The organism is Parasedimentitalea marina, from assembly GCF_004006175.1.
Classification (GTDB): domain Bacteria; phylum Pseudomonadota; class Alphaproteobacteria; order Rhodobacterales; family Rhodobacteraceae; genus Parasedimentitalea; species Parasedimentitalea marina.
Map to the genome: position 1 here is coordinate 1,148,376 of NZ_CP033219.1, position 20,575 is coordinate 1,168,950.

At 58.7% G+C, this 20,575-nt stretch carries 18 protein-coding genes and 2 tRNA genes; 12 read left to right on the forward strand and 8 right to left on the reverse strand.

The genetic code is table 11. The features are described 5' to 3' along the window. Positions 1-128: 128 nt before the first annotated feature. The 4 genes from EBB79_RS05590 (at position 129) to EBB79_RS05605 (ending at position 5,357) form a co-directional block, all read left to right on the forward strand. Positions 129-1,688 (forward strand): trimethylamine methyltransferase family protein, encoded by a 1,560-nt coding sequence (locus tag EBB79_RS05590; RefSeq protein ID WP_127747985.1) that lies wholly within the window; start codon positions 129-131, stop codon positions 1,686-1,688. Positions 1,689-1,795: 107 nt separating this feature from the next. After that, positions 1,796-3,562: a DUF4153 domain-containing protein gene (locus tag EBB79_RS05595; protein WP_127747986.1), complete on the forward strand. Its 1,767-nt coding sequence runs from the start codon at positions 1,796-1,798 to the stop codon at positions 3,560-3,562. Between the two features lie 107 nt (positions 3,563-3,669). Further along, positions 3,670-4,257, forward strand: coding sequence for a heme NO-binding domain-containing protein (locus tag EBB79_RS05600; protein ID WP_127747987.1), 588 nt, complete (start codon positions 3,670-3,672; stop codon positions 4,255-4,257). Further along, a complete protein-coding gene (locus tag EBB79_RS05605) occupies positions 4,254-5,357 on the forward strand; it encodes a GGDEF domain-containing protein (protein ID WP_127747988.1) in 1,104 nt (367 codons plus the stop codon). The genes EBB79_RS05600 and EBB79_RS05605 overlap by 4 nt, the downstream gene beginning before the upstream one ends. Positions 5,358-5,665: 308 nt before the next feature. Here EBB79_RS05605 and EBB79_RS05610 read toward each other — a convergent pair. From EBB79_RS05610 to EBB79_RS05635, 6 genes are all read right to left on the reverse strand, one after another. Then, positions 5,666-5,740, reverse strand: a tRNA-Glu gene (locus EBB79_RS05610). 235 nt (positions 5,741-5,975) lie between these two features. Further along, positions 5,976-6,050 (reverse strand) — tRNA-Glu (locus EBB79_RS05615). A 100-nt stretch (positions 6,051-6,150) separates the two neighbouring features. After that, complete coding sequence (gene recJ, locus EBB79_RS05620; RefSeq protein WP_127747989.1) at positions 6,151-7,893, reverse strand: single-stranded-DNA-specific exonuclease RecJ; 1,743 nt, start codon at positions 7,891-7,893, stop codon at positions 6,151-6,153. A 141-nt stretch (positions 7,894-8,034) separates the two neighbouring features. Beyond that, complete coding sequence (gene glpX, locus EBB79_RS05625) at positions 8,035-9,006, reverse strand: class II fructose-bisphosphatase (protein WP_127747990.1); 972 nt, start codon at positions 9,004-9,006, stop codon at positions 8,035-8,037. 143 nt (positions 9,007-9,149) lie between these two features. Continuing rightward, the gene (locus EBB79_RS05630; protein WP_127747991.1) at positions 9,150-10,436 is read right to left on the reverse strand and encodes a homoserine dehydrogenase; all 1,287 of its coding nucleotides are present in this window, start codon (positions 10,434-10,436) and stop codon (positions 9,150-9,152) included. A gap of 700 nt (positions 10,437-11,136) precedes the next feature. Next, entirely contained in the window at positions 11,137-11,397 is a 261-nt protein-coding gene (locus EBB79_RS05635) for a hypothetical protein (RefSeq protein WP_238705004.1), read from the reverse strand. A 105-nt stretch (positions 11,398-11,502) separates the two neighbouring features. Between EBB79_RS05635 and EBB79_RS05640 the strand changes: the two genes are divergently transcribed. Further along, entirely contained in the window at positions 11,503-12,090 is a 588-nt protein-coding gene (locus EBB79_RS05640) for a TetR/AcrR family transcriptional regulator (protein WP_127747992.1), read from the forward strand. Continuing rightward, a complete protein-coding gene (locus EBB79_RS05645; RefSeq protein ID WP_127747993.1) occupies positions 12,087-12,569 on the forward strand; it encodes a GNAT family N-acetyltransferase in 483 nt (160 codons plus the stop codon). Before EBB79_RS05640 ends, EBB79_RS05645 begins: the two co-directional genes overlap by 4 nt. Positions 12,570-12,585: 16 nt before the next feature. Here EBB79_RS05645 and EBB79_RS05650 read toward each other — a convergent pair whose 3' ends face one another. Together EBB79_RS05650 and EBB79_RS05655 are read right to left on the reverse strand one after the other, a co-directional pair. After that, the gene (locus EBB79_RS05650; RefSeq protein ID WP_127747994.1) at positions 12,586-13,464 is read right to left on the reverse strand and encodes a 1-acyl-sn-glycerol-3-phosphate acyltransferase; all 879 of its coding nucleotides are present in this window, start codon (positions 13,462-13,464) and stop codon (positions 12,586-12,588) included. Between the two features lie 214 nt (positions 13,465-13,678). Next, on the reverse strand, positions 13,679-14,590 hold the full coding sequence (locus EBB79_RS05655) for a pirin family protein (protein ID WP_127747995.1): 912 nt from the start codon (positions 14,588-14,590) through the stop codon (positions 13,679-13,681). A gap of 284 nt (positions 14,591-14,874) precedes the next feature. On the opposite strand from EBB79_RS05655, the gene bioB reads away from it, so the two are divergent. Genes bioB through bioC form a run of 6 tightly spaced genes read left to right on the forward strand, consistent with a single transcriptional unit; the run spans position 14,875 to position 20,443 of the window. Then, entirely contained in the window at positions 14,875-15,852 is a 978-nt protein-coding gene (bioB, locus tag EBB79_RS05660) for a biotin synthase BioB (RefSeq protein WP_127747996.1), read from the forward strand. Next, complete coding sequence (locus tag EBB79_RS05665) at positions 15,849-16,991, forward strand: 8-amino-7-oxononanoate synthase (protein ID WP_238705005.1); 1,143 nt, start codon at positions 15,849-15,851, stop codon at positions 16,989-16,991. Before bioB ends, EBB79_RS05665 begins: the two co-directional genes overlap by 4 nt. Next, positions 16,988-17,671, forward strand: coding sequence for a dethiobiotin synthase (bioD, locus tag EBB79_RS05670; RefSeq protein ID WP_127747997.1), 684 nt, complete (start codon positions 16,988-16,990; stop codon positions 17,669-17,671). The genes EBB79_RS05665 and bioD overlap by 4 nt, the downstream gene beginning before the upstream one ends. Continuing rightward, positions 17,668-18,966 carry an adenosylmethionine--8-amino-7-oxononanoate transaminase gene (gene bioA / locus EBB79_RS05675; RefSeq protein WP_127747998.1) on the forward strand — a complete coding sequence of 433 codons (1,299 nt, stop codon included), beginning with the start codon at positions 17,668-17,670 and terminating at the stop codon, positions 18,964-18,966. The genes bioD and bioA overlap by 4 nt, the downstream gene beginning before the upstream one ends. Beyond that, the gene (locus EBB79_RS05680) at positions 18,966-19,655 is read left to right on the forward strand and encodes a pimeloyl-ACP methyl esterase BioG family protein (protein WP_127747999.1); all 690 of its coding nucleotides are present in this window, start codon (positions 18,966-18,968) and stop codon (positions 19,653-19,655) included. The genes bioA and EBB79_RS05680 overlap by 1 nt, the downstream gene beginning before the upstream one ends. After that, positions 19,652-20,443 carry a malonyl-ACP O-methyltransferase BioC gene (bioC, locus tag EBB79_RS05685; RefSeq protein WP_127748000.1) on the forward strand — a complete coding sequence of 264 codons (792 nt, stop codon included), beginning with the start codon at positions 19,652-19,654 and terminating at the stop codon, positions 20,441-20,443. The genes EBB79_RS05680 and bioC overlap by 4 nt, the downstream gene beginning before the upstream one ends. Positions 20,444-20,575: the final 132 nt, after the last annotated feature.

Genomic DNA, 20,575 nt, shown 5'->3' on the forward strand with positions numbered 1-20,575 from the left:
TCTGTACAGAAAGTGCCCTCTACGCCCCATTGAGTGAAGAAAACGACAGAAAATGTCGTGATTGAAGCGGCGATAATCCTGGGAATTGGGCCTGCTGAGACCAGCAGCAGATATTTCAGGAGGCAATGATGGCTGAGAGCGCAAGACGCAAGCGGCGCGGCGGTGGACGGGCAGCGGCAGTAGCCCGACGGGGCGAGGCCGCCATCGAGCAGATGCCCTGGCAGATTCCGGTCAATGTTGATCGCCCAACCGAGCCGCTGCCGCCCGAAGGCGTTCAGGCGATCCACAATGCAGCCATGCATATCCTCGAAGAGATCGGCGTGGTGTTTTTGAACCCCGAGGCACTGGCGATCTTTAAGCAGGCGGGCTGCAGGGTCGACGGTGATCTGGTCCGTATGGATCGCGCTTTTGTCATGGAAATGATCGGCAAGGCGCCCAGCACCTTTAACCTGACCCCGCGCAACCCGGATCGCGCGCTGCCAGTGGGTGGCAATCACATCTTGTTCGGCAATGTCTCATCGCCGCCGAACTACTGGGATCTGGAGCTGGGCAAAAAGGTTTCGGGGACCCGGGCGCAGTGTCAGGATTTGTTGAAGCTGACCCAGTATTTCAACTGCATTCACTTTGCCGGAGGTTACCCGGTAGAGCCGGTGGATATCCATGCCTCGGTACGCCACCTGGACGTGCTGTACGACAAGCTGACAATCACGGATAAGGTGATGCACGCCTACTCATTGGGTGCTGAGCGGGTCGAAGACGTGATGGAAATGGTCAAAATCGCTGGCGGGCTGTCGGAAGAAGAGTTCCAGTCCAAGCCTCATATGTACACCAACATCAACTCGACCTCGCCGCTGAAGCATGACTATCCGATGATCGACGGCTGCCTGCGCATGGTGCGGCGCGGTCAGGCTGTGGTGGTCTCGCCCTTTACCCTGGCGGGTGCGATGGCGCCGGTGACGATGGCGGGGGCGGTGGCCCAGTCGATTGCGGAATCGCTTTGCGCTATTGCATTGTTCCAATATGTCGCCCCGGGGTCGGCCTGTGCGATCGGGACGTTTACATCCAATGTGGACATGAAATCCGGCGCGCCTGCTTTTGGCACTCCGGAATACATGCGCTCGACCCAGATGACCGGGCAGATGGCGCGGTTCTACGGCCTGCCAATGCGCTCCAGCGGCGTGTGCACGGCCAATGTGCCGGATGGACAGGCCATGTGGGAGACCTCAAACTCGCTTTGGGCCGCAGTTCAGTCCGGCACTCATATGGTTTATCACGCGGCGGGTTGGCTGGAAGGCGGGCTGATCGCCAGCCCAGAGAAGTTCATCATGGACTGCGAAGTGTTGCAGCAGATCCAGCGTTATATGCAGCCCGCGACCTTTGCCTTTGGCGAGAATGAGCTGGCCCTGGATACAATCAAAGAGGTTGGCAATGATGGCCACTTCTTTGGCACTCAGCACACCCAAGACCGATACAGTGATGCGTTTTACCAGCCCTTCCTCAGCGACTGGCGCAACTACGAGGCCTGGGAAGTTGGCGGCGGCGAGTGGACTGCGCAGCGGGCACATAAATTGTTCAAGGAGATCACCGCAAACTTCGAAGAACCGCCGATGGATGATGCAACCCGGGGCGCATTGCAGGAGTTTGTTGCCCGTCGCAAAGAAGAAGGCGGCGCGCCAACCGATTTTTAACAGGAGATCTGTTGGGGTGCGCCTTGGCGGGTGCGATACGTGGCATTGCAACTGCAACCTTCCTGGCAATAGGTTGCAGTTGAAAGATTAGCCACCGGGAGCCGCCTATGCCGTCCAATACCGCCCTGCAAATCAGCCAACGCCGCATGCTGTTGGCTTGTCTTGGGGCCGGGGCAGGACTGGTCTTGTGGCAACTGGCTGAAAACTGGGACAATCCCGATCTGCCACCAAGCTTGTATTTGGCGTTGCTCAGCTTTTGTGGAAGCTACGCCACCCTCGCACTGGCACTTGTCGGGCCTGTGCAAGCACGCCGTGCCTTGCCCGGTGCGTTGCTACTCGCGCTGCCCTTTGCCGGGTTGGTTTCATTGGCGGGGCGGCGCTATGACGTGGCGCTAGATGTGCTGGAACACCCCATTCTGGTGAGTGTCAGCATGCTGCTGCTGGTGATATCGACCCCTTTCCTGAGTGTCTCTTTGCAGGATCGTCAAAGCTGGCGGGACTATGCCGCCCTGTTTGAGACGGCCTGGGCGCTGACCATCCGATACCTTCTGGCCTGGGTGTTTGTCGGCCTGTTCTGGCTGCTGATGTTCCTGTCTGACACGCTGCTGACACTGGTTGATATCGATATCCTGGACCGGGTCATGGACATCGAGTGGCTGGTCTCTGCCCTCACAGGTGGCGTGCTGGGGCTGGCTATGGCGGTGATCTATGAGCTGAGGACAAGTGTCTCGCCATTCCTGCTGTTGCGCTTGCTGCGGCTGCTTGTGGTGCCGGTGGTTGTGGTCGTGGCCATTTTCCTGACCGCCATTCCAATGCGCGGGATATCGCAGGTCTTTGGTGATTTCTCAGCCGCGGCAACGCTGATGAGTGTGGCCATGGTGATGATTACGCTGGTGGCAGTAGTGCTGGAACGTGACGACGCGAGGATGCGCAAAAGCTTTACGATCACGCAGGCGACACGGTTGATGGTGCTGCTGCTGCCGCTGGTGACCGGGTTGGCCGCCTGGTCGATCTGGTTGCGGGTTTCCGACTATGGCTGGACACCGGACCGGGTGTTGGCCGCCTGTGTCGGCGGTGTCTTGGTGGCCTACGGGATGCTCTATGCGCTGGCGGTTCTGCGGGGGACCCTGTGGGCGGCCTACATTCGCCGGAGCAATGTCGCACTGGCCATGGGAATGATCGCAATTTCGATGGCTTTGCTAAGCCCTGTGCTGAACGTCGACCGGATTTCTGCCAACAGTCAGTTGTCGCGTTACTTGGATGGTCGCCTGGCGCTGGAGGAACTGCCGCTATGGGATATGCAGCACGAGTGGGGCCAGGCTGGACAGGCCGCAATCGTGGCCCTTGAGAACAGCCCAAAGGGGCAATCCCTGGATCTGATCGAACGTTTGGTGAAGCTGCGGGCAACGGACAATCGTTGGGTGTTTGCGCGAGATCTGCAACAAGACGATCCAGAGGCGGTGATGGCACAGATTGTGGACCAGACGCAGGTGCGCCCGGTCGGGCAGATGCTGACTGTTGAGGACCTTGAGGGATTGACGATGAGCGATTTGACACCCTGGTTAAAGGGATGCCAGATAAGCCAGTCTGAGGACCGAACCGGATGTATTTTGATTCTTGATCAGTTCGACCCGACAGAGGCGCGCCAGGGGCTGTTGATCTACGCCTCGCCGCGACGGAACCGAACCGCAACGACGCATCACCTGGTCATGGACAGCCAAAAGGGTACGCGGATGGGTCCGACCACCGTGTTGAACGGTGATCATTTGACGAAGGCTGCCTTCGGATCTATTCTTAACGGTGACTTTACGGTTGGGCTGAGTTCATACAGAACGTTGCATGTTGGCGGCGTTGAGATCATGCCTTTGCCATAAAAGTCACCAATATTCGGGCGTAAATAAACAATCTGCATTTTATATGTTGGGCCTTTCTTAAGGTTCACACGTCATGTGTTACGCACTTTATAGCGAGGGGCCTTCTTATGCATGGGCTGATTAATCGGGCAATTCAGGCCTTTGTCTGCAGTACTTATGGTGAATCGCGTTGGCGCGATGTCACCGAGTCGGCCGATCTCGGGTTTTCCGATTTCGAGGCAATGTTGATCTATACTGCTGAACAATCCCAAAGTCTGTTGACCGCTATGGAGCGGGTGCTAGAGCGCCCTTTGCCCGAAATGCTGGAGGACATGGGGACATTTCTGGTCGCCAACCCGCAGGTCGAGGCCCTGCGCCGGTTGCTCCGTTTTGGTGGAGTGAACTATGTGGAATTCCTGCATTCTCTGGATGATCTGCCGGACCGGGCCCGATTGGCGGTGGCAGACTTGCATTTGCCGGGGCTGGAGTTGATTGAAACGGCACCTGGCCGGTTCAAACTGCTTTGTCAAAGCGGCCTGCCGGGATATGCCAGTGTCATGATGGGGGTGCTACGCGCCATGGCTGATGATTACGGCGATTTGGTCATTCTTGAACATTCGGGAACCGAGGAAGGAACAGAGGTGATTTCTGTAACCCTGGTTGAGACCGAATTTGCTGAAGGGCGAACCTTTGACCTGGGGGCAAAATTGATATGATGAGCCTGAGTCAACTGGCTGATATCGCCGCCCAGATTGCACCTATGCATGTCTTGTTGGACTCCAAAGGTCGCATTGTGCGCGTTGGGCCAACACTGCAGAAATTGCGCGCCGATCAGGACTGGACAGGACGTCCATTTCTTGAGGTGTTCAATCTGCGCCGACCGCGTCACATTCATGACATGGACGACCTGTTGCGGACCTCAGGCATAAAATTGCACATGCAGTTTCAGGATGAACCTCAAACCGGACTAAAGGGTGTTCTTACTCCGTTGCCGGGGGAAATGGGCGCATTTGTCAATCTGTCCTTTGGCATCTCGGTTCTGGATGCTGTGCGCGACTATGACCTGACCAGCGCTGATTTTTCTGCCACGGATCTCACCATTGAGATGCTGTATCTGGTCGAGGCCAAATCGGCTGCGATGGAGGCATCACGACAATTGAACCTGCGTCTGCAAGGGGCCAAGATTGCGGCCGAAGAACAGGCCTATACGGACACGTTGACCGGTCTCAAAAACCGCCGGGCGATGGATCACATTCTGGAGCGCTTGATCAGTGCGGGGCGCAGCTTCTCGGTGATGCAAGTGGATCTGGATTTCTTTAAGGCGGTCAATGACACGATGGGTCATGCAGCCGGGGATACTGTCCTGCAAAAAGTGGCAAGTATCATGGTTGATTGCACCCGCTCTACCGATACGGTGGCCCGGGTTGGCGGCGATGAATTTGTGCTGATCATCGATGGTCTGATTGAACGCAGCAAATTGGAAGAAATTGCCAAACGGTTGATTCGTAAACTGGAAGAACCGATTCCATTTGCCGATCAGCTGTGCCGGATTTCGGCCAGTATCGGCACCGTTCTGTCATCATCGGTTGGCCAAAAGGATGCCGCGCAATTGCTGAACGAGGCTGACGTGGCGCTTTATGCAGCCAAACGCGCCGGACGCGCCTGCCATTTCTTTTACGAACCGCAAATGGATAGCGTTGACCAGAGCAACGGGATCAAAAACGGTTCGGATGCGGGGGCTTTGGAAGGGGACGCGAGTGGCAGCCGTGGGAATGGCGATACGGCAATCGAGACGTCGCCACCCACAACACACTGAAAAGACGCCGTTGGCTGTAGATAATGGCCTAACCCGCTCCCTCAGAAGAGGGATTTACCAAACCGGTTGCAGAAAATCTGTCTACATTGATCGAGATAAGTGATTTTTCCCTAACCAATCCACGATGTTGGTAGACTTTTAGGTGGGCCAATTGGGAATCATGGTGACCTCCTTGCGCAGTCCCTCTAATGGACGAATTTTCGAACAGGGGGCGTCGAACAAGGGGATTTGGCCACAAATCGGATCCAGCACTCAGCCAGATTAAGACATGTGTCCCAGACAAATGGTGTATGATTATGCAGGGGAAGTGGCAGCCCGTACGAGAATCGAACTCGTCTTTCCAGGTTGAAAACCTGGCGTCCTAACCGATAGACGAACGGGCCACTTAGTGCTTGAGCCGGTATTTAGATAACCCGCATCCGGGACGCAAGAGGCTATTTGGGGAAAGTGAAAAACATTTTGCCCGCAGGTTTTATAGAGGACCGACAGGGGATCTCTCAGGGCAAGAGAGATGGAACTCTCCCGGCACGCTGGGGCAACACGATGCATATTACCGATGGCAGAAAGCACCGCAAATCCGGTCAATGCTGTGGTCTGGCTTTGGGGGGTGTCACACCATGGCAGCCCGTACGAGAATCGAACTCGTCTTTCCAGGTTGAAAACCTGGCGTCCTAACCGATAGACGAACGGGCCACTTGGTGTCAGCGGGTATTAGTAATTCCCGCCGCACATCGCAAGAGAAAAAATGCGCTGCGAGGTGTTTTTTTTAGGCAGCCGGGCTGCGTAGTTTTTCTTAGGCCGGTGCAGCATCTTCCAGACGCAATTGGGCGCTTTGCCGGCCGCCCCAAGTGTTGATCTCCAGTCGCCCGGCAAAATGGAAACGCGCACCGCCGTGATCCAGTAATTTTTGACCCATTGGCGTGTCAAAGGCCCCAAAACAGATCGCGTCAATGCCGCCGCCGATGCCATCGCTGAGCGACAGTTTCAGATGCGTCTCGCCAATCCGTTTGGCAAACCGGATCTGCAGATCAGGAAAGGCATAGCGCGGGGCAGGGGCGCCGGCGCCATAGGGTCCGGCCTGCTCAATCTGCTCGATCATATCCACCGTCGCGGCCCCTGGCATCAGCAGACCGTCCAGTTTCAGGTCCGCAGGCCCCAGATCGCCAGCGCCCTGTTTTTCCAGCAGCTCGGTCAGCCGGGCCATGGCTGCCTCCAGCTGGTCCCGCTTTACACTCAGCCCCGCCGCCATCTTGTGACCGCCGCCCTTGATCAGCAAGCCGTCGCTGGCCAGCCGTTGGATAGCCGCGCCCAGATCGATACCGCTGACCGACCGCCCCGAGCCCTTGCCCTCATCGCCGTCCAGCCCGATCACCACCGCAGGTCGTCCGGCGGCCTCTTTCAGGCGCGAGGCAACAATGCCCACCACACCCGGGTGCCAGCCCTCACCGGCGGCCCAGACCAGTGGCGCGTCAAAACCACGGCTCTCGGCCTGTTCCATGGCCGCCGCGCGCACTGCATTTTCAATGTCGCGACGCTCGGTGTTCAACTGGTCTAACCGCTCCGCAATTGATGAGGCCTCATGCGGATCATCGGTCGCCAGCAACCGCGCGCCCAAATCGGCTTTGCCGATGCGACCGCCTGCGTTGACGCGGGGGCCCAGCATGAACCCCAGACTATAGGTCGAGGGCGCCGAATCCATTCGCGAGACATCCGCCAGCGCCACCAGACCAGGGCGTTGGCGGGCGGCCATCACCTTTAATCCTTGCCGGACCAGCGCACGGTTGGCGCCAATCAGCGGGGCGACATCTGCGACCGTGGCCAGTGCCACCAGATCCAGCAGTGCCATCAGGTCAGGACCAGTGCCATGGCCTGCCTCGCGCAGTTGACGGCGGGCCTCGACCAGCATCAAGAAGACAACACCGGCGGCGCAGAAATAGCCCAGCTCGCCATCCTCGTCCTGCCGGTTCGGGTTCACCACCGCCACGCAATCGGGCAGGGTTTCACCGCCCAGGTGATGGTCCACCACCAGCACATCGGCGCCCTTGGCGGCTGCAATCGGCCCATGGCTCAGGGTGCCGCAATCGACACAGATAATCAGATCGTGATCGCGCGCCAGGGCGGCCATGGCATCGTCATTGGGGCCGTATCCTTCGTCAATGCGGTCCGGCACATAGAGCGTCGCCCCCAGTCCCATTTGGCGCAACCAGACCAGCAACAGGGCCGCCGAGCCACCACCATCAACGTCATAATCGGCAAAGACCGCAATCCGCTCGCGGCGCTGCACCGCCAGCAAGAAACGCTGCGCCGCCACTTCCATGTCTTTCATGCGGCGCGGGTCGGGCAGCAGATCCTTTAACTGCGGAGTCAGAAACCCTGCCGCCTCGTGGCTTGGAACGCCGCGCCGCGCCAGAACCTGACAGACCGGTGCCGGGATCTCGCTTTGCTGCGCCATTGCTTCCGCCGCGCGCATGATATCCACACCCGGTCCCTGCCAGCAGCGTCCGGTCAGCGATTGCTCAACATTCAGAAATCCCACAGCACTATCCTTACTTCAGTATGCCAAAAGGCCGAACCCTGCACAGGTCCGGCCTTTCACTTTTTCAAAAATACTCCCGCCGGAGGCATCCGACATTGGCAGCAAGACACAGGGTCTTGCGAAGGATCAGACCCTGTATGATCAGACTGGGGTGCGATAGGACATCCGGCGCACCGAACGTGATTTTGAGCGCATCAGCAGCGTGGTGGTCTCAACCCAGCCGGGCTCGCGCTTAATCGCGGGCAGCAGGGTGCCACCGGTCACGCCAGTGGCGGCAAAGATCACATCGCTGGTGACCATATCTTCGCCAGTGTAGATCCGGTTCAGATCCGTGATACCTGCCTTGGCAGCGCGACCGCGTTCGTCATCGTTGCGAAACAACAGGCGGCCATAGATTTGTCCGCCCATACATTTCAACGCTGCAGCAGCCAATACACCTTCTGGCGCGCCACCGTCGCCCATATACATGTCGATGCCGGTGATTTCGCTTTCGGCGCAATGCATCACGCCGGCGACATCTCCGTCGGTGATCAGGCGGATCGCTGCGCCAGTTTCCCGCACCTCAGCAATCATCGCCTCGTGACGGGGGCGTTCCAGAATGCAGACCGTGATGTCGGTGGGGGCACAGCCCTTGGCCTTGGCCAGCGCAGTCACCCGCTCGGCAGGGCTCATATCTAGGGTTACAACATTTTTCGGCAGCCCGGGGCCCACGGCCAGTTTCTCCATATAGACGTCCGGAGCATGCAGCATCGATCCGCGCGGGCCCATGGCAATCACGGTTAGAGCGTTGGGCATATCCTTAGCGGTCAGCGTGGTGCCTTCCAGCGGATCCAGCGCAATATCAACGCCTGGGCCATTGCCAGTGCCGACTTCTTCGCCGATGAACAGCATAGGCGCTTCGTCGCGCTCGCCTTCTCCGATGACGACAACACCGGCGATATCCAGCAGGTTCAGCTGTTCGCGCATGGCGTTGACTGCGGCCTGATCGGCGGCTTTCTCGTCGCCGCGTCCAACCAGCGACGCCGAGGCCAGTGCCGCCTGTTCCGCAACGCGGGCAAGGCCAAGCGACAACATACGGTCATTATAAGCAGCGTCAGAGGGGGATGAGGTCATGCTAAATATCCTGTGTCAAACATAGCGGGTTATCCGTCGCATACCCCGTGCGGGGCAGGGCGGGCAAGGGGTGTTAGCGGTCACAGTGGCAGCCTGCGCAGCCACTGAGGGTGATTTTCAATTTTGCCACTCTATAGAGGTGATCAAAGCTCTTCAATGCGCAGGGCAACCGGCGCATCGTCGACCACATCGCTGGCTTCCAGGGCCTGCAAGGCAATGTCCAGGGTGGCGCGGGTACATTTATGGGTGACAATCAGCACAGGTGCAGTCGGCTCGGAGTGACTGTACTGCCGCATCCGGTCAATTGATACGCCCGCATCGCCCAGGGCGGCGGCGACTTTGGCCAGCGCGCCAGGTTTGTCTTGCAGCGCCATGCGCAGGTAATAGGGGGCGGGCAGGCCGGTTTGTGCTGCGGGGACGTCCTGCAGGCTGGCAGCGGGTTGACCAAAAGTGGCAATTCGCAAGCCACGCGCCAGATCGCAGATATCGCCCAGAACCGCGCTGGCAGTGGGGCCTTCGCCTGCACCGGGGCCGCGCAGCACGACTTGTTCGACCGCATCTCCCTCGATCACCACCATATTGGTGCCGCCTTCCAGCTGGCCCAAAGGAGAGCTGGCCGGAACCAGACAGGGTGACATGCGCTGCTCCAACCCTCTAGCTGAACGCTGTGCTACGCCCAGCAGTTTGATGCGAAATCCCATGTCGGCAGCCTGAGTGATGTCTTCCAGGGTGATCCGCTGGATGCCCTCCAGCTGAATATCGTCAAACGAGGGTTTGGTGCCAAAGGCAATCGAGGCCAGCAGCGCCAGTTTGTGGCCTGCATCGATGCCACCCACATCCAGATTTGGATCGGCTTCCAGATAACCCAGCTTGCCGCATTCCTCGAACAGGGCGTTATAGCCCTGCCCAGTGGCCTGCATCTGGGTCAGGATGTAATTGCAGGTGCCGTTCATCACTCCCATGATGCGGGTGATCTCGTTGCCGGCTAAACCTTCAGTCAGCGATTTGATCACCGGAATGCCACCGGCGACGGCGGCTTCAAAGCGGATGACCTGGCCATTTGCTTCAGCCTGTTCGGCCAGCGCCTGTCCGTGGATAGCCAGCAGAGCCTTGTTGGCGGTGACCACGTCCTTACCTGCAGCCAGGGCCGCTTCGGTTGCCGCCTTGGCCGGACCTTCGTGGCCACCCATCAATTCGACAAAGACGTCGACATCGTCGCGCAGAGCCAGTGCCACCGGGTCGCTCTCCCAGGCGTAGCGGCTTAACGAGATACCACGGTCCTTGCTGGCATCGCGCGCTGAAACGGCGGAAATCACCACGGGACGGCCGGTGCGTGCTTCCAGCAAAGCGGCCTGGCGGCGGATGATTTTCACCACGCCAATTCCGACGGTGCCCAAACCTGCAATCCCAAGACGAAGCGGCTTTGTCATAGCTGGTGATCCCTTGTTTTCTGTTTGACCCTCGCCTTAGCCGGCTCTGCCCAAGGGCGCAACGGGGAGAGAGGTTAGTCGGGGAAATGGATGCTTTCTGTTCAGTGCGTAATTACCAGCAACGGAGGTCTCCCGCACCTCTCCGCCCTATCGGCAAAGCCGATACAGCAGACAGGTTTTGGGCGTGGCGCCGCTGCGCGGCGCCACGCCCAACGGGAGGACGGCATCATTGATGCCTGACGACGGGCGGGAGATCTCCGTTGAGGATCATTTGTTCCTTCTTAAGGCTGTGATGTCGCTGTGGGGGTCACCAAGCAGGCAAAAGAGCTATGCCGCTCGCTTCATCTTACGGTGCAAATTTGACGATCCGTCACCTGACTTATTTCTGGTGCAATATTCTTTGCCTGTTGGGTTGCAACGCAGTTTCAGGGAGGCTTTTTGACTTCTGTTCATTTAAAAACGAGAGACAGCAAACCAAATCCGATAGGCACTGAGCATGAAGCTGCGCGGCCTGCTGTGGTTTGGGACTTAGCCGCCCTGCAAGGGCTCGAAAATTCCCTCTGTGGCTCGCAGTGCACCAAACTTGGGGGGCAGAATGGTGCTAAAAGTCCACGTGGCGCATGGTGGTTGCCACAGTTTCAAAGGGAGGCAGGTCCGGCCATACCCCGCGTGTTGAGTTTGCCAATTGTTTTGGCCCCGGTCAGTTCGAAACGGAGCGCAAAGCTCTTGCACGGTTTTGCAAACGGGCGCTGCGGGCTAAAAGCTGCTGTTCCAGCTCGGCGCTTTGTGTGGCGGGCAGGGGTAAGGGGGCGGCGGCCTGGTCCAGCGGCACCAGCTCCGGATAGTCAGCGGATCTGAGATCTGCGGTCAGCTGATCCTCCAGCTCGGGCACCCTGGTGCAGCCGGTGGCCGCCAGCGTGACAAGGCAGGCGCAGATTGTCATGGCAAGTGAGCGGGTCATCGCAGGGTCCTTTGCCCGTTTCAGTTCCGCCTCTGTGATGCCTGTTTGTTGGAAAAATCGCAAGCAGGGGTTTTTTCTGAATGCCTGTTCAGATAGCCTGACCCTATGGCTCGCACACAGGGATCTCATTCCGGCATCACCGGTCCACGCATCCAGGATGCAGCACTGCAATTGTTCGCTCAACACGGATTTGCCGCTGTCTCGATGCGCCAAATTGCGCGCGCGGTTGGGGTGCAGGCGGGGGCGTTGTACAATTACACGCCAGACAAGCAGAGCCTGCTGTTTCGGCTGATGGAAGATCATATGACCGAGCTGCTGACCAGCTGGCGGGATCAACCTGTTGCAGATGATGCTCTGTCGCAGCTTGAGGCGTTTACCCGGTTTCACATCCGCTTTAACTTTGAGAACCCCGATGCGGTTTTCATTGCCTATATGGAGCTGCGCAACCTCTCTGCCGAAAATTTCACGGTGATCGAATCGCTGCGCCGCGAATATGAAAACACGCTTGAGACGGTTCTGAAACAGGGCGTTTGTGAAGGCGTGTTTGCTGTGCCCGACACCAAGATCGCGACACTGGCTGTTATTGCGATGCTGAATGGCGTTAATACTTGGTATCGGGCCGGTGGCCGATTGTCGCTGGATCAGGTTGAAACCTCGTACTGGGAGATGGTGCGTCGGGCCATGGTGACGTGACCCTTGCCGGGCTGACCGCAGGGCGCCTGCAGGGCGGTGATTGGCGCCAGCTATCGCCGGATGATCTTGCAACACTGTTTAAGCCCGAGGTCGTGGAGTTCCTGCCGCATGGTTTCCAGGGGCTTTTGACCGAGCCCGATCAGCGGGCATTTCTGACCGCCCTGTCATCGCAGGCCGAAGTCCTGGCTCTGTTCGAAGAAACCGGAGCGGGGGTTGGTTTGGTGATTCTGTCCCATGCTGACCCAGACAGCACAGAGCGCCATCTTGGATATCTATTGGCGCAGCGGATCTGGGGGCAGGGGTTGGCGACCGGGCTGATTGCCGGGCTGCAAGACCTGTATCGTGGGACGGATGTAACCCTGTGCGGAGGCGTCATGCAGGGCAATACGGCCTCGGCGCGACTGCTGCAACGAGCAGGGTTTCAGGGGCGCGATACTGGCGACGAGGTTGTGTATTGCTGGTCCGGCAACGGGCATTGAGGGCAGGCGGGCCAGCCTAAGTTTGATACAGTCCCGGTACCAGGCCCTCGGCGGTATGTTTCAGCGTGGCGGGATCTGTCCCCGGCGGCAGCACTGGCGCATAGAGCACGTCATATTGGCCACCAAGTTTCTCGAGCAGTTCTGCGGAATAGCGCAGCGAGGCTATCATGGCGCCAAAATGGTCGTTGCCACCGCTGACAAAGCGGGCAAAGGCGCGGGTGCGGTAATAGGCGCTTGAATTGCGGGCATCCAGTGCAGCAGCAACAATCGGCGCCTGGCAGGCTTTTGAAATCTGAGTTGCACCGCGTCGCCAGGCCGGCTCGAACAGGCGGCCCTGTCTGACATCGGGAACCCGGCCTGAACCGAAGATCAACAATGCGCCGCCGCTTTTTACGTGGTTCAGCATTGCGTGGTGTGTTTTGCCACCGGACACCGCCCTGTTGTGTTTATCAATGGTGACCGAAACCATGATATCAGCGCCTATAAATTTCTCCGCCTCCTGGTTGGCGACCACTTTCATGTCGGGTCGCTTTTTCAGCACGGCGGCCGCATGGGCCGCAAAATCAAACATGCCAGTCGGGTGAGTGGCGGCAATGACGACCGGCCCGTCGTCCGGGATGTGCTGCAACCCATGTGGCGTGATCGTTGTGCCGCCTTCGTGCTCCATCAACGCCGCAACCAGTTCAGCGCCCTTCAGGCCATAGAGCTGATGAAGAAAGGCCTCACTCTCCCGCAGGGCCAGAAAGGGATGACCAAAAAAGGTCCGGCTGACTGCGTCACTGGAATGAATGAGCCCGCGAATGATCTTGAGCACAGCAGAATTCTCGCTGCGAAGATGAAGGCGTTCTATCATCGCGCTGTCCAGCGGGTGCTTAATGGCGTGCTGCAATTTCATTCCAGGGAAATCCCAAAACGTGGTTAACTAAAGAATATGGGTCGTAAGGACGTGGTGTGCAAATCAAAGGAGAGCAATTCTCTCTGCCACTACAATGACAGGTTGAGGGGCGCATTTCCAGCTTCATGTTAGGTTAAGTCCATAGACTTGGAACTTTTTGCGAACAGGTCATTTCCACAGGTCAGACCCTTAAATCTGACCTGTGGCGTCATATCTAATGCGCCGGACGGATAAAGCTACCGTTGCGCAGTTCGGCAAAGGCTCGCTGCAGTTCCGCCTTGGTGTTCATCACAATGGGACCGTGCCAGGCGACTGGTTCGTCTATGGGGGCACCGGATACGAGCAGGAAACGGACCCCCTTTGGTCCTGCCATGACAGTGATCTCATCGCCGCTGCCAAACCGCACCAATGTCCGGTCGCCGGACATGTCCCGAATGTGCAACTCTTCTCCGGCTACCTCTTTTTCCAACAGCACACCCTGCGGAACAGAGGCATCACTAAACGCGCCTTGGCCATCAAACACATAGGCAAAGGCGCGGCGGTAGGTGTCGATCTTGAAGGTCTTCTTTACCCCGGCTGGAACAAAGACATCCAGATACTGAGGGTCGGCTGCAATGCCGTCCACCGGACCACGTTTGCCCCAGAAATCGCCAACTATGACTTTGACCCGCGTGCCATCATCATCCACCACCTCGGGAATTTCGGTGTTGCCAATGTCCTGATACCGCGGTGCTGTCATCTTTTGGGCTGCGGGAAGATTGCCCCACAGCTGAAATCCGTGCATTTGGCCTGACGCGTTCCCATTGGGCATTTCCTGATGCATGATCCCGGAACCAGCCGTCATCCACTGCACATCACCTGCGCCCAGCGTACCGCTGTTGCCCAGTGAATCCGTATGATCGACGGTGCCAGACAGCACATAGGTGATGGTCTCGATGCCGCGATGGGGATGCCAGGGGAATCCTTTTTGAAAATCCTCAGGGCTTTCATTGCGGAAATCGTCGAACAAAAGGAACGGATCCAGCTCACTGGGATCCTGAAAGCCAAAGGCGCGGTGCAGTTTAACGCCAGCGCCCTCCATTGTCGGGACTGCGGTGCGGGTTTCTAAAACGGGTCTAAGCGACATAGGGACTCCTCCGGGCTGTTTTTCATGTGACGTTGCATAGATAGGTGTGCTGCGGTGTTGCACAATTAGCATGCGGAAACGGCGACTGTGCGCAAATGCGCAAAGGGAGTGGGCTAAATCTGAGGATTGGACCCGACATCTTTGTGCCACCGTAGCCGCAATTGCGGCCAATTGTGGCAGGCGGGCAAGTGGGGCTTGAAACCCCCTGCAATAATTATCTATTAATCAGACGCGCCGGGATGGTCTGGCGAAAATATTATCTATAATTTCCTGTGGGAGATCACATGTTGGACGCAAGCCCTATCCGTAACGACTGGACGCGTGAGCAAGCGGAAGCGATCTATAATCAGCCGTTTATGGATCTTCTGTTTGAAGCACAGACCGTGCACCGGCAGCATTACGATCCCAATCAGGTACAGAAATCCAAGTTGCTGAGCATCAAGACCGGCGGCTGTGCCGAAGATTGCGCCTATTGCTCGCAGTCGGCGCGCAACGGGGCGCAATTGTCCGCCAGCAAATTGATCGAGGTCGAGCGGGTGATTGCCGAGGCCCGCAAGGCCAAAGAGGGCGGCGCGACGCGCTATTGCATGGGCGCGGCCTGGCGCTCGCCCAAGGATCGCGACATGGCCGCTCTGGAGGCGATGGTGCAGGGGGTCAAAGATCTGGGCATGGAAACCTGCATGACCCTGGGCATGCTGGACGAAGAGCAGGTGTTCCGCCTGCGTGATTCCGGTCTGGATTACTACAACCACAACATCGACACCTCTGAACGGTATTATTCCGAGATCATCACTACCCGCACTTTTGCCGACCGTATCGACACCCTGAACCGGGTGCGCGAGGCAGGGATCAAGGTCTGTGCCGGCGGGATTGTTGGCATGGGCGAACAGCAGATGGACCGCATCGACATGATGCTGGCGCTTGCCACGCTCGAGGAACACCCCGACTCGGTGCCGGTCAACATGTTGATCCCGATGCCGGATACACCGCTGGCTGATGTGAAAAAGCTGGACCCAATCGAATTCGTCCGCACCGTGGCGCTGGCCCGTATCCTGATGCCCAAGACCCACGTGCGTCTCTCGGCAGGTCGCACCGATATGAGCGACGAGATGCAGGCGATGTGTTTCTTTGCCGGTGCCAACTCGATCTTTGTCGGCGACACGCTGCTGACCGCTGATAACCCCGAAGAGGACAAGGACAACGCCCTGTTCGCCCGTCTTGGTATCACGGCCATGGCAGTGGGTTGTGACGGCTCAAAATGAGCACGGGCCCGTTCCCGCGCCACGAGCAGGCGCTGGAGATGCTCAAGTCGCGGGGCCGCTATCGCAGTTTGATGCCCCGCGCCGGGTTTGATTTTGCTTCAAACGACTACCTCGGTCTGGCCGGGTCAGACCTGCTGCGCGACGCTGCCCAAGCGGCCTTGGCGCGCGGTGTGCCGGTCGGGGCAGGTGGCTCGCGCCTGCTGCGGGGCAATGATGATGAGCATGAAGTGCTAGAGGCCGAGGCCGCCGCGTTCTTTGGCACTCAGTCCGCTTTGTTCATCAATGGCGGTTTTACCGGCAATCTGGCGATCTTTTCCGCGCTGCCGCAGCATGGCGATATGGTGTTATACGACGCTCTGATCCACGCCAGTACCCATGACGGGATGCGCCTTGGCCGCGCGCAAAGCCAAAGCTTTGCCCATAACGATGTCAGTGCCGTGCAGGCCGCAATCACCGCCTGGCGCGCTGATGGCGGCACTGGCCAGGTCTGGATCGCGGTCGAGGCAGTCTATTCCATGGATGGCGATTGCGCCCCGGTGGCGGCCCTGGCCGAACTGGCCAGCCGCGAACAGGCAGTATTGGTGCTGGACGAGGCGCATTCGACCGGTGTGTTTGGGGATCTGGGCCGGGGGCTAGGCCACGGTGTCGCGCATCAGCCAAATGTGTTGTCGCTGCATACATGTGGCAAGGCGCTGGGTGTCTCTGGCGCGCTGATTTGCGGGGCCTCAGCCTTGATCGAGACCCTGATCAACAAGGCCCGCGCCTTTATCTTTGCCACCGCACCATCGCCGCTGAACGCTGCACTGGTGCGCGCTGCGCTGCACGAACTGGGTGAAAACCCCAGTCAGCAACAGCAGGCTTGGGCGTTGATCCATCACGCGCAGGCCGAGGCGGAAAAACACTGTGGTATAACGGGGTTCAGCAGTCAGATTCTGCCGATCCTCATCGGCGATGACAAAGGCACCATGGCTGTGGCCAGTGCGCTGCAAACGCGCGGCTATGACATTCGCGGCATCCGCCCACCCACCGTGCCCCGCGGCACCGCGCGGCTGCGGATCTCGGTCACATTGAACACATCAAAGCAGGTGATTTCGGCGCTGTTTGCTGACCTTGCCAAGGAACTGGAGGCCGCGGCATGAGCGCCATTGTCGTCACAGGAACAGACACTGAAATCGGTAAAACCGTGGTCTCGGCAGGCCTGACCGCAGCACTGAACGCAACCTACTGGAAACCGGTACAATCGGGCCAGGAAGATGAAACCGACAGTCAGATTGTCACCCGCCTGTCTGGTCGCCCAGCCTTGCCCGAGGGCTATCTGCTGCAACTGCCGGCCTCGCCACATCTGTCAGCCGAGGCCGAGGGCGTGACCATCGACCTCGATACGCTGACCCTGCCGCAGGTGGATGGGGTGCTGGTGGCCGAAGGCGCTGGTGGCGTGATGGTGCCCCTTAACCGCGAGGCGTTGTTTCTGGATCTGTTTGCCCGCTGGGGCGCGCCAGTGATTCTTTGCGCGCGCACGCAGTTGGGGACAATCAATCATACGCTGTTGTCCCTGCAGGCCCTGCGCGGGGCAGGCTGCGATGTGGTTGGGGTGGTGTTTATTGGCGAGGCTGAGACAGAGGTTGAGGAAACCATTTGTCAGTTCGGCAAGGTCACACATTTGGGTCGACTGCCCATTATTGATGGACTGGATCAAACTACGGGAGCGCCTGACCTTGGGGTAGGCGCGGACCAGCCTGACGGCCGGTCTGAAGAATTGATCCAGGCCTTCACCGCCCATATCGACATCGACACAATCAAAAAGGCGTTGCAGCCATGAGCGCAGATGATCTGACCCAGCTGGAGTTCGACCAGCAGCACCTCTGGCATCCCTATACAAACGTCACGCAACCGGGGCCGACCTTTGTGGTAAAGGAATCGCAAGGTGTTCACCTGACGCTGGACGATGGCTGCCAGGTGATCGATGCGATGTCGTCCTGGTGGTGCATGATGCACGGACACCGTAACCCACGGGTTACCCAGGCAATGCATGACCAACTGGACCGGTTGCCACATGTGATGTTCGGCGGGCTGACCCATGACCCGGCGATCAATCTGGGCCGCAAGCTGCTGGAGATCACGCCAGACAGTCTGACACGCATCTTTTATTGCGACTCCGGCTCGGTCTCTGTCGAAGTGGCGATGAAAATGGCGGTGCAATATCAACATGCTATGGGGTTTGAGGGGCGGTCTCAATTTGCCACTGTGCGCTCGGGCTATCATGGCGACACCTGGAAGGCGATGAGCGTCTGTGACCCGGATACCGGCATGCACCACCTGTTTCAGGGCGCGCTGAGCGTGCAGCATTTCGTGTCCCGACCGCCCATTCGCCTCACTGAAGAATGGATCGACGATCCGGCCCGCAATGGCCTGGGCGATCTGCGCGCGCTGCTTGAGGCCAACACAGAACAGATCGCCGGCTTCATTCTGGAACCGGTGGTTCAGGGCACCGGGGGCATGTATTTCTACCACCCGGAATACCTGAACCAGGCGCGTGCCTTATGTGATGAACTGGGAATCCTGTTGATCTTTGACGAGATCGCCACCGGTTTTGGTCGCACCGGCAAGATGTTCGCCACCGACTTCTGCTCGGTCGAGCCTGATATTATCTGTTTGGGTAAGGGGCTGACCGCTGGCCATATCTCGTTTGCCTGCACCATGACCAATGATCGCGTGGCGACAGGTATCGGCGGCGGCAATCCCGGCATCTTCATGCATGGGCCTACCTATATGGCGAACCCGCTGGCCTGCGTTGCGGCGCTGGCTTCGCTGGAGCTGCTGACCGAGCAGGACACGTACGCAACCGTTGCTGCCATTGCCGCCCAGATGCGCAGCCAACTGGAACCGGCGCGCGCTTTGCCGAATGTGGCAGATGTGCGGGTATTGGGGGCAATTGGAGTGATCGAGATGACGCACCGGGTCTCGGCTGATCAGGCCCATGGGCTGGCCCGCGAGATGGGCGTGTTCCTGCGCCCCTTTGGCAATAACGTCTACACCATGCCGCCCTTTATCACCACTCCGGACCAGCTGACCCAGATCACCGACGGCATGCTGCGATTGGCAAGAGAGCTGTAATGGAGTTTCGCTGGCTACATAATGGGGCGCGCTTGACCTTGGGGAGGTGCAAAGCGCCTTCCCAGGGGGAAGGTCAGGCGCGGCCCGGCGATGCCGGGCAGAACAAAGAGCTCATCGTTGTCTTCAGTGGTTGGGCTGTTGCAACGGATGTCTTTGACCACCTGACTGGCGACTATGACATTCTTATTGCGGATGACTATCGGGATCTGGCGGCGGAACTGCCAGACCTGTCCGGCTATGATCGCATCAGCCTTGTCGCCTGGTCCTTTGGTGTTGTGTCTTATGCTCACTGGCAACAGGGGCGCAGCGATCCCTTTGATTGCAAGGTGGCTATTAACGGTACGCTGACGCCGGTGAACCGCACTATGGGCGTGCCGCCATTGGCGATGGACAAGACCCGGCAAACCCTGAGTGCGGATGCCTATCAGCTGTTTCTGGCTCGTGTCTTTAACGCGCGTCGACCACGGGGCGAGATCGACGTGTCCGCCCGGCGGGATGAATTGAGTGCCATCGAGGCGCGTGGCGATGCACCAGCGATGCCCTTTGACCGGGTGTGGATCAGTACCGCAGACAAGATCTTTCCTGCGGCCAATCAGATACGGGCCTGGCCAGCGGATGTCACACGTCAGATCGCTGCCCCGCACGCGCCATTTGCAACGTTTGCCAACTGGCCGGAGATCCTGTCATGAGAGACAATATGCCCTCCAATCTGAACCAGAACCGGGTGCGCCAAAGCTTTCGTCGGGGGCTGGCCAGTTATCACCAACACGCCAGTGCGCAGGCCGATATTGCCGCCCGTCTGGTGCAGCTGCTGCACGACCACCGGGCGCCTGACCGCTTTGAAAACGTGCTGGAGTTTGGCTGTGGCACCGGGCACCTGACGCGACCCCTGTTGCAGCGCCTGAAGATCCAGCATCTGACCCTGAATGATTTGGTTGCCGAGGCGGCCCCGGGGTTGGGGGCTCTGACCAAGGACCGATCAGACCACACCCATTTTACCTTTGGCCCCATTGAAACCGTGCCTTTGCCAAAAGAGCTGGATCTGATTGCCTCGACCTCGACGGTGCAATGGATTAGCGACATACCGGCCTTGATGGCGCGTTTGTCATCCCGGCTAAGCCCTGGAGGCTGGCTGGCAGTTTCCGGGTTTGGCACCGGGCAGTTTCATCAGTTGCGCAGTTTGGGATCGTCCGCGGCTGCGCCAAGCTACGTCGATAGTGCCGATTGGCCGGATCTGCTGCCAAGGGATGTTGAACTGGTGCATGTCTCGCAAGCCGCAACGGACATGCTGTTTGACAGTGCCATGGATCTGTTGCGACACCTGCGCCAGACGGGTGTGAATGCGCAGGCCGACCAGCACTGGAGTCGGGGGAGGTTGCGGGCCTTTGAAGACAACTACCGGTCGCAGTTTGGTCGCAGTGGTGGCTTGCCGCTGACCTATGATCCCGTCTGGATGATAGCCCGGAAACGGGGATGACACAGTCCTGAAATTCAAACACAGCGATGGCTTTAGCTAGCCTGAAATACTGGCTGACCCTTATCCCCACTTTTGCTTTGTTGCGGTCTGCGTGCTGGACGGCGCGGCCAGGAATGCTGGGCTGCGGTTTGT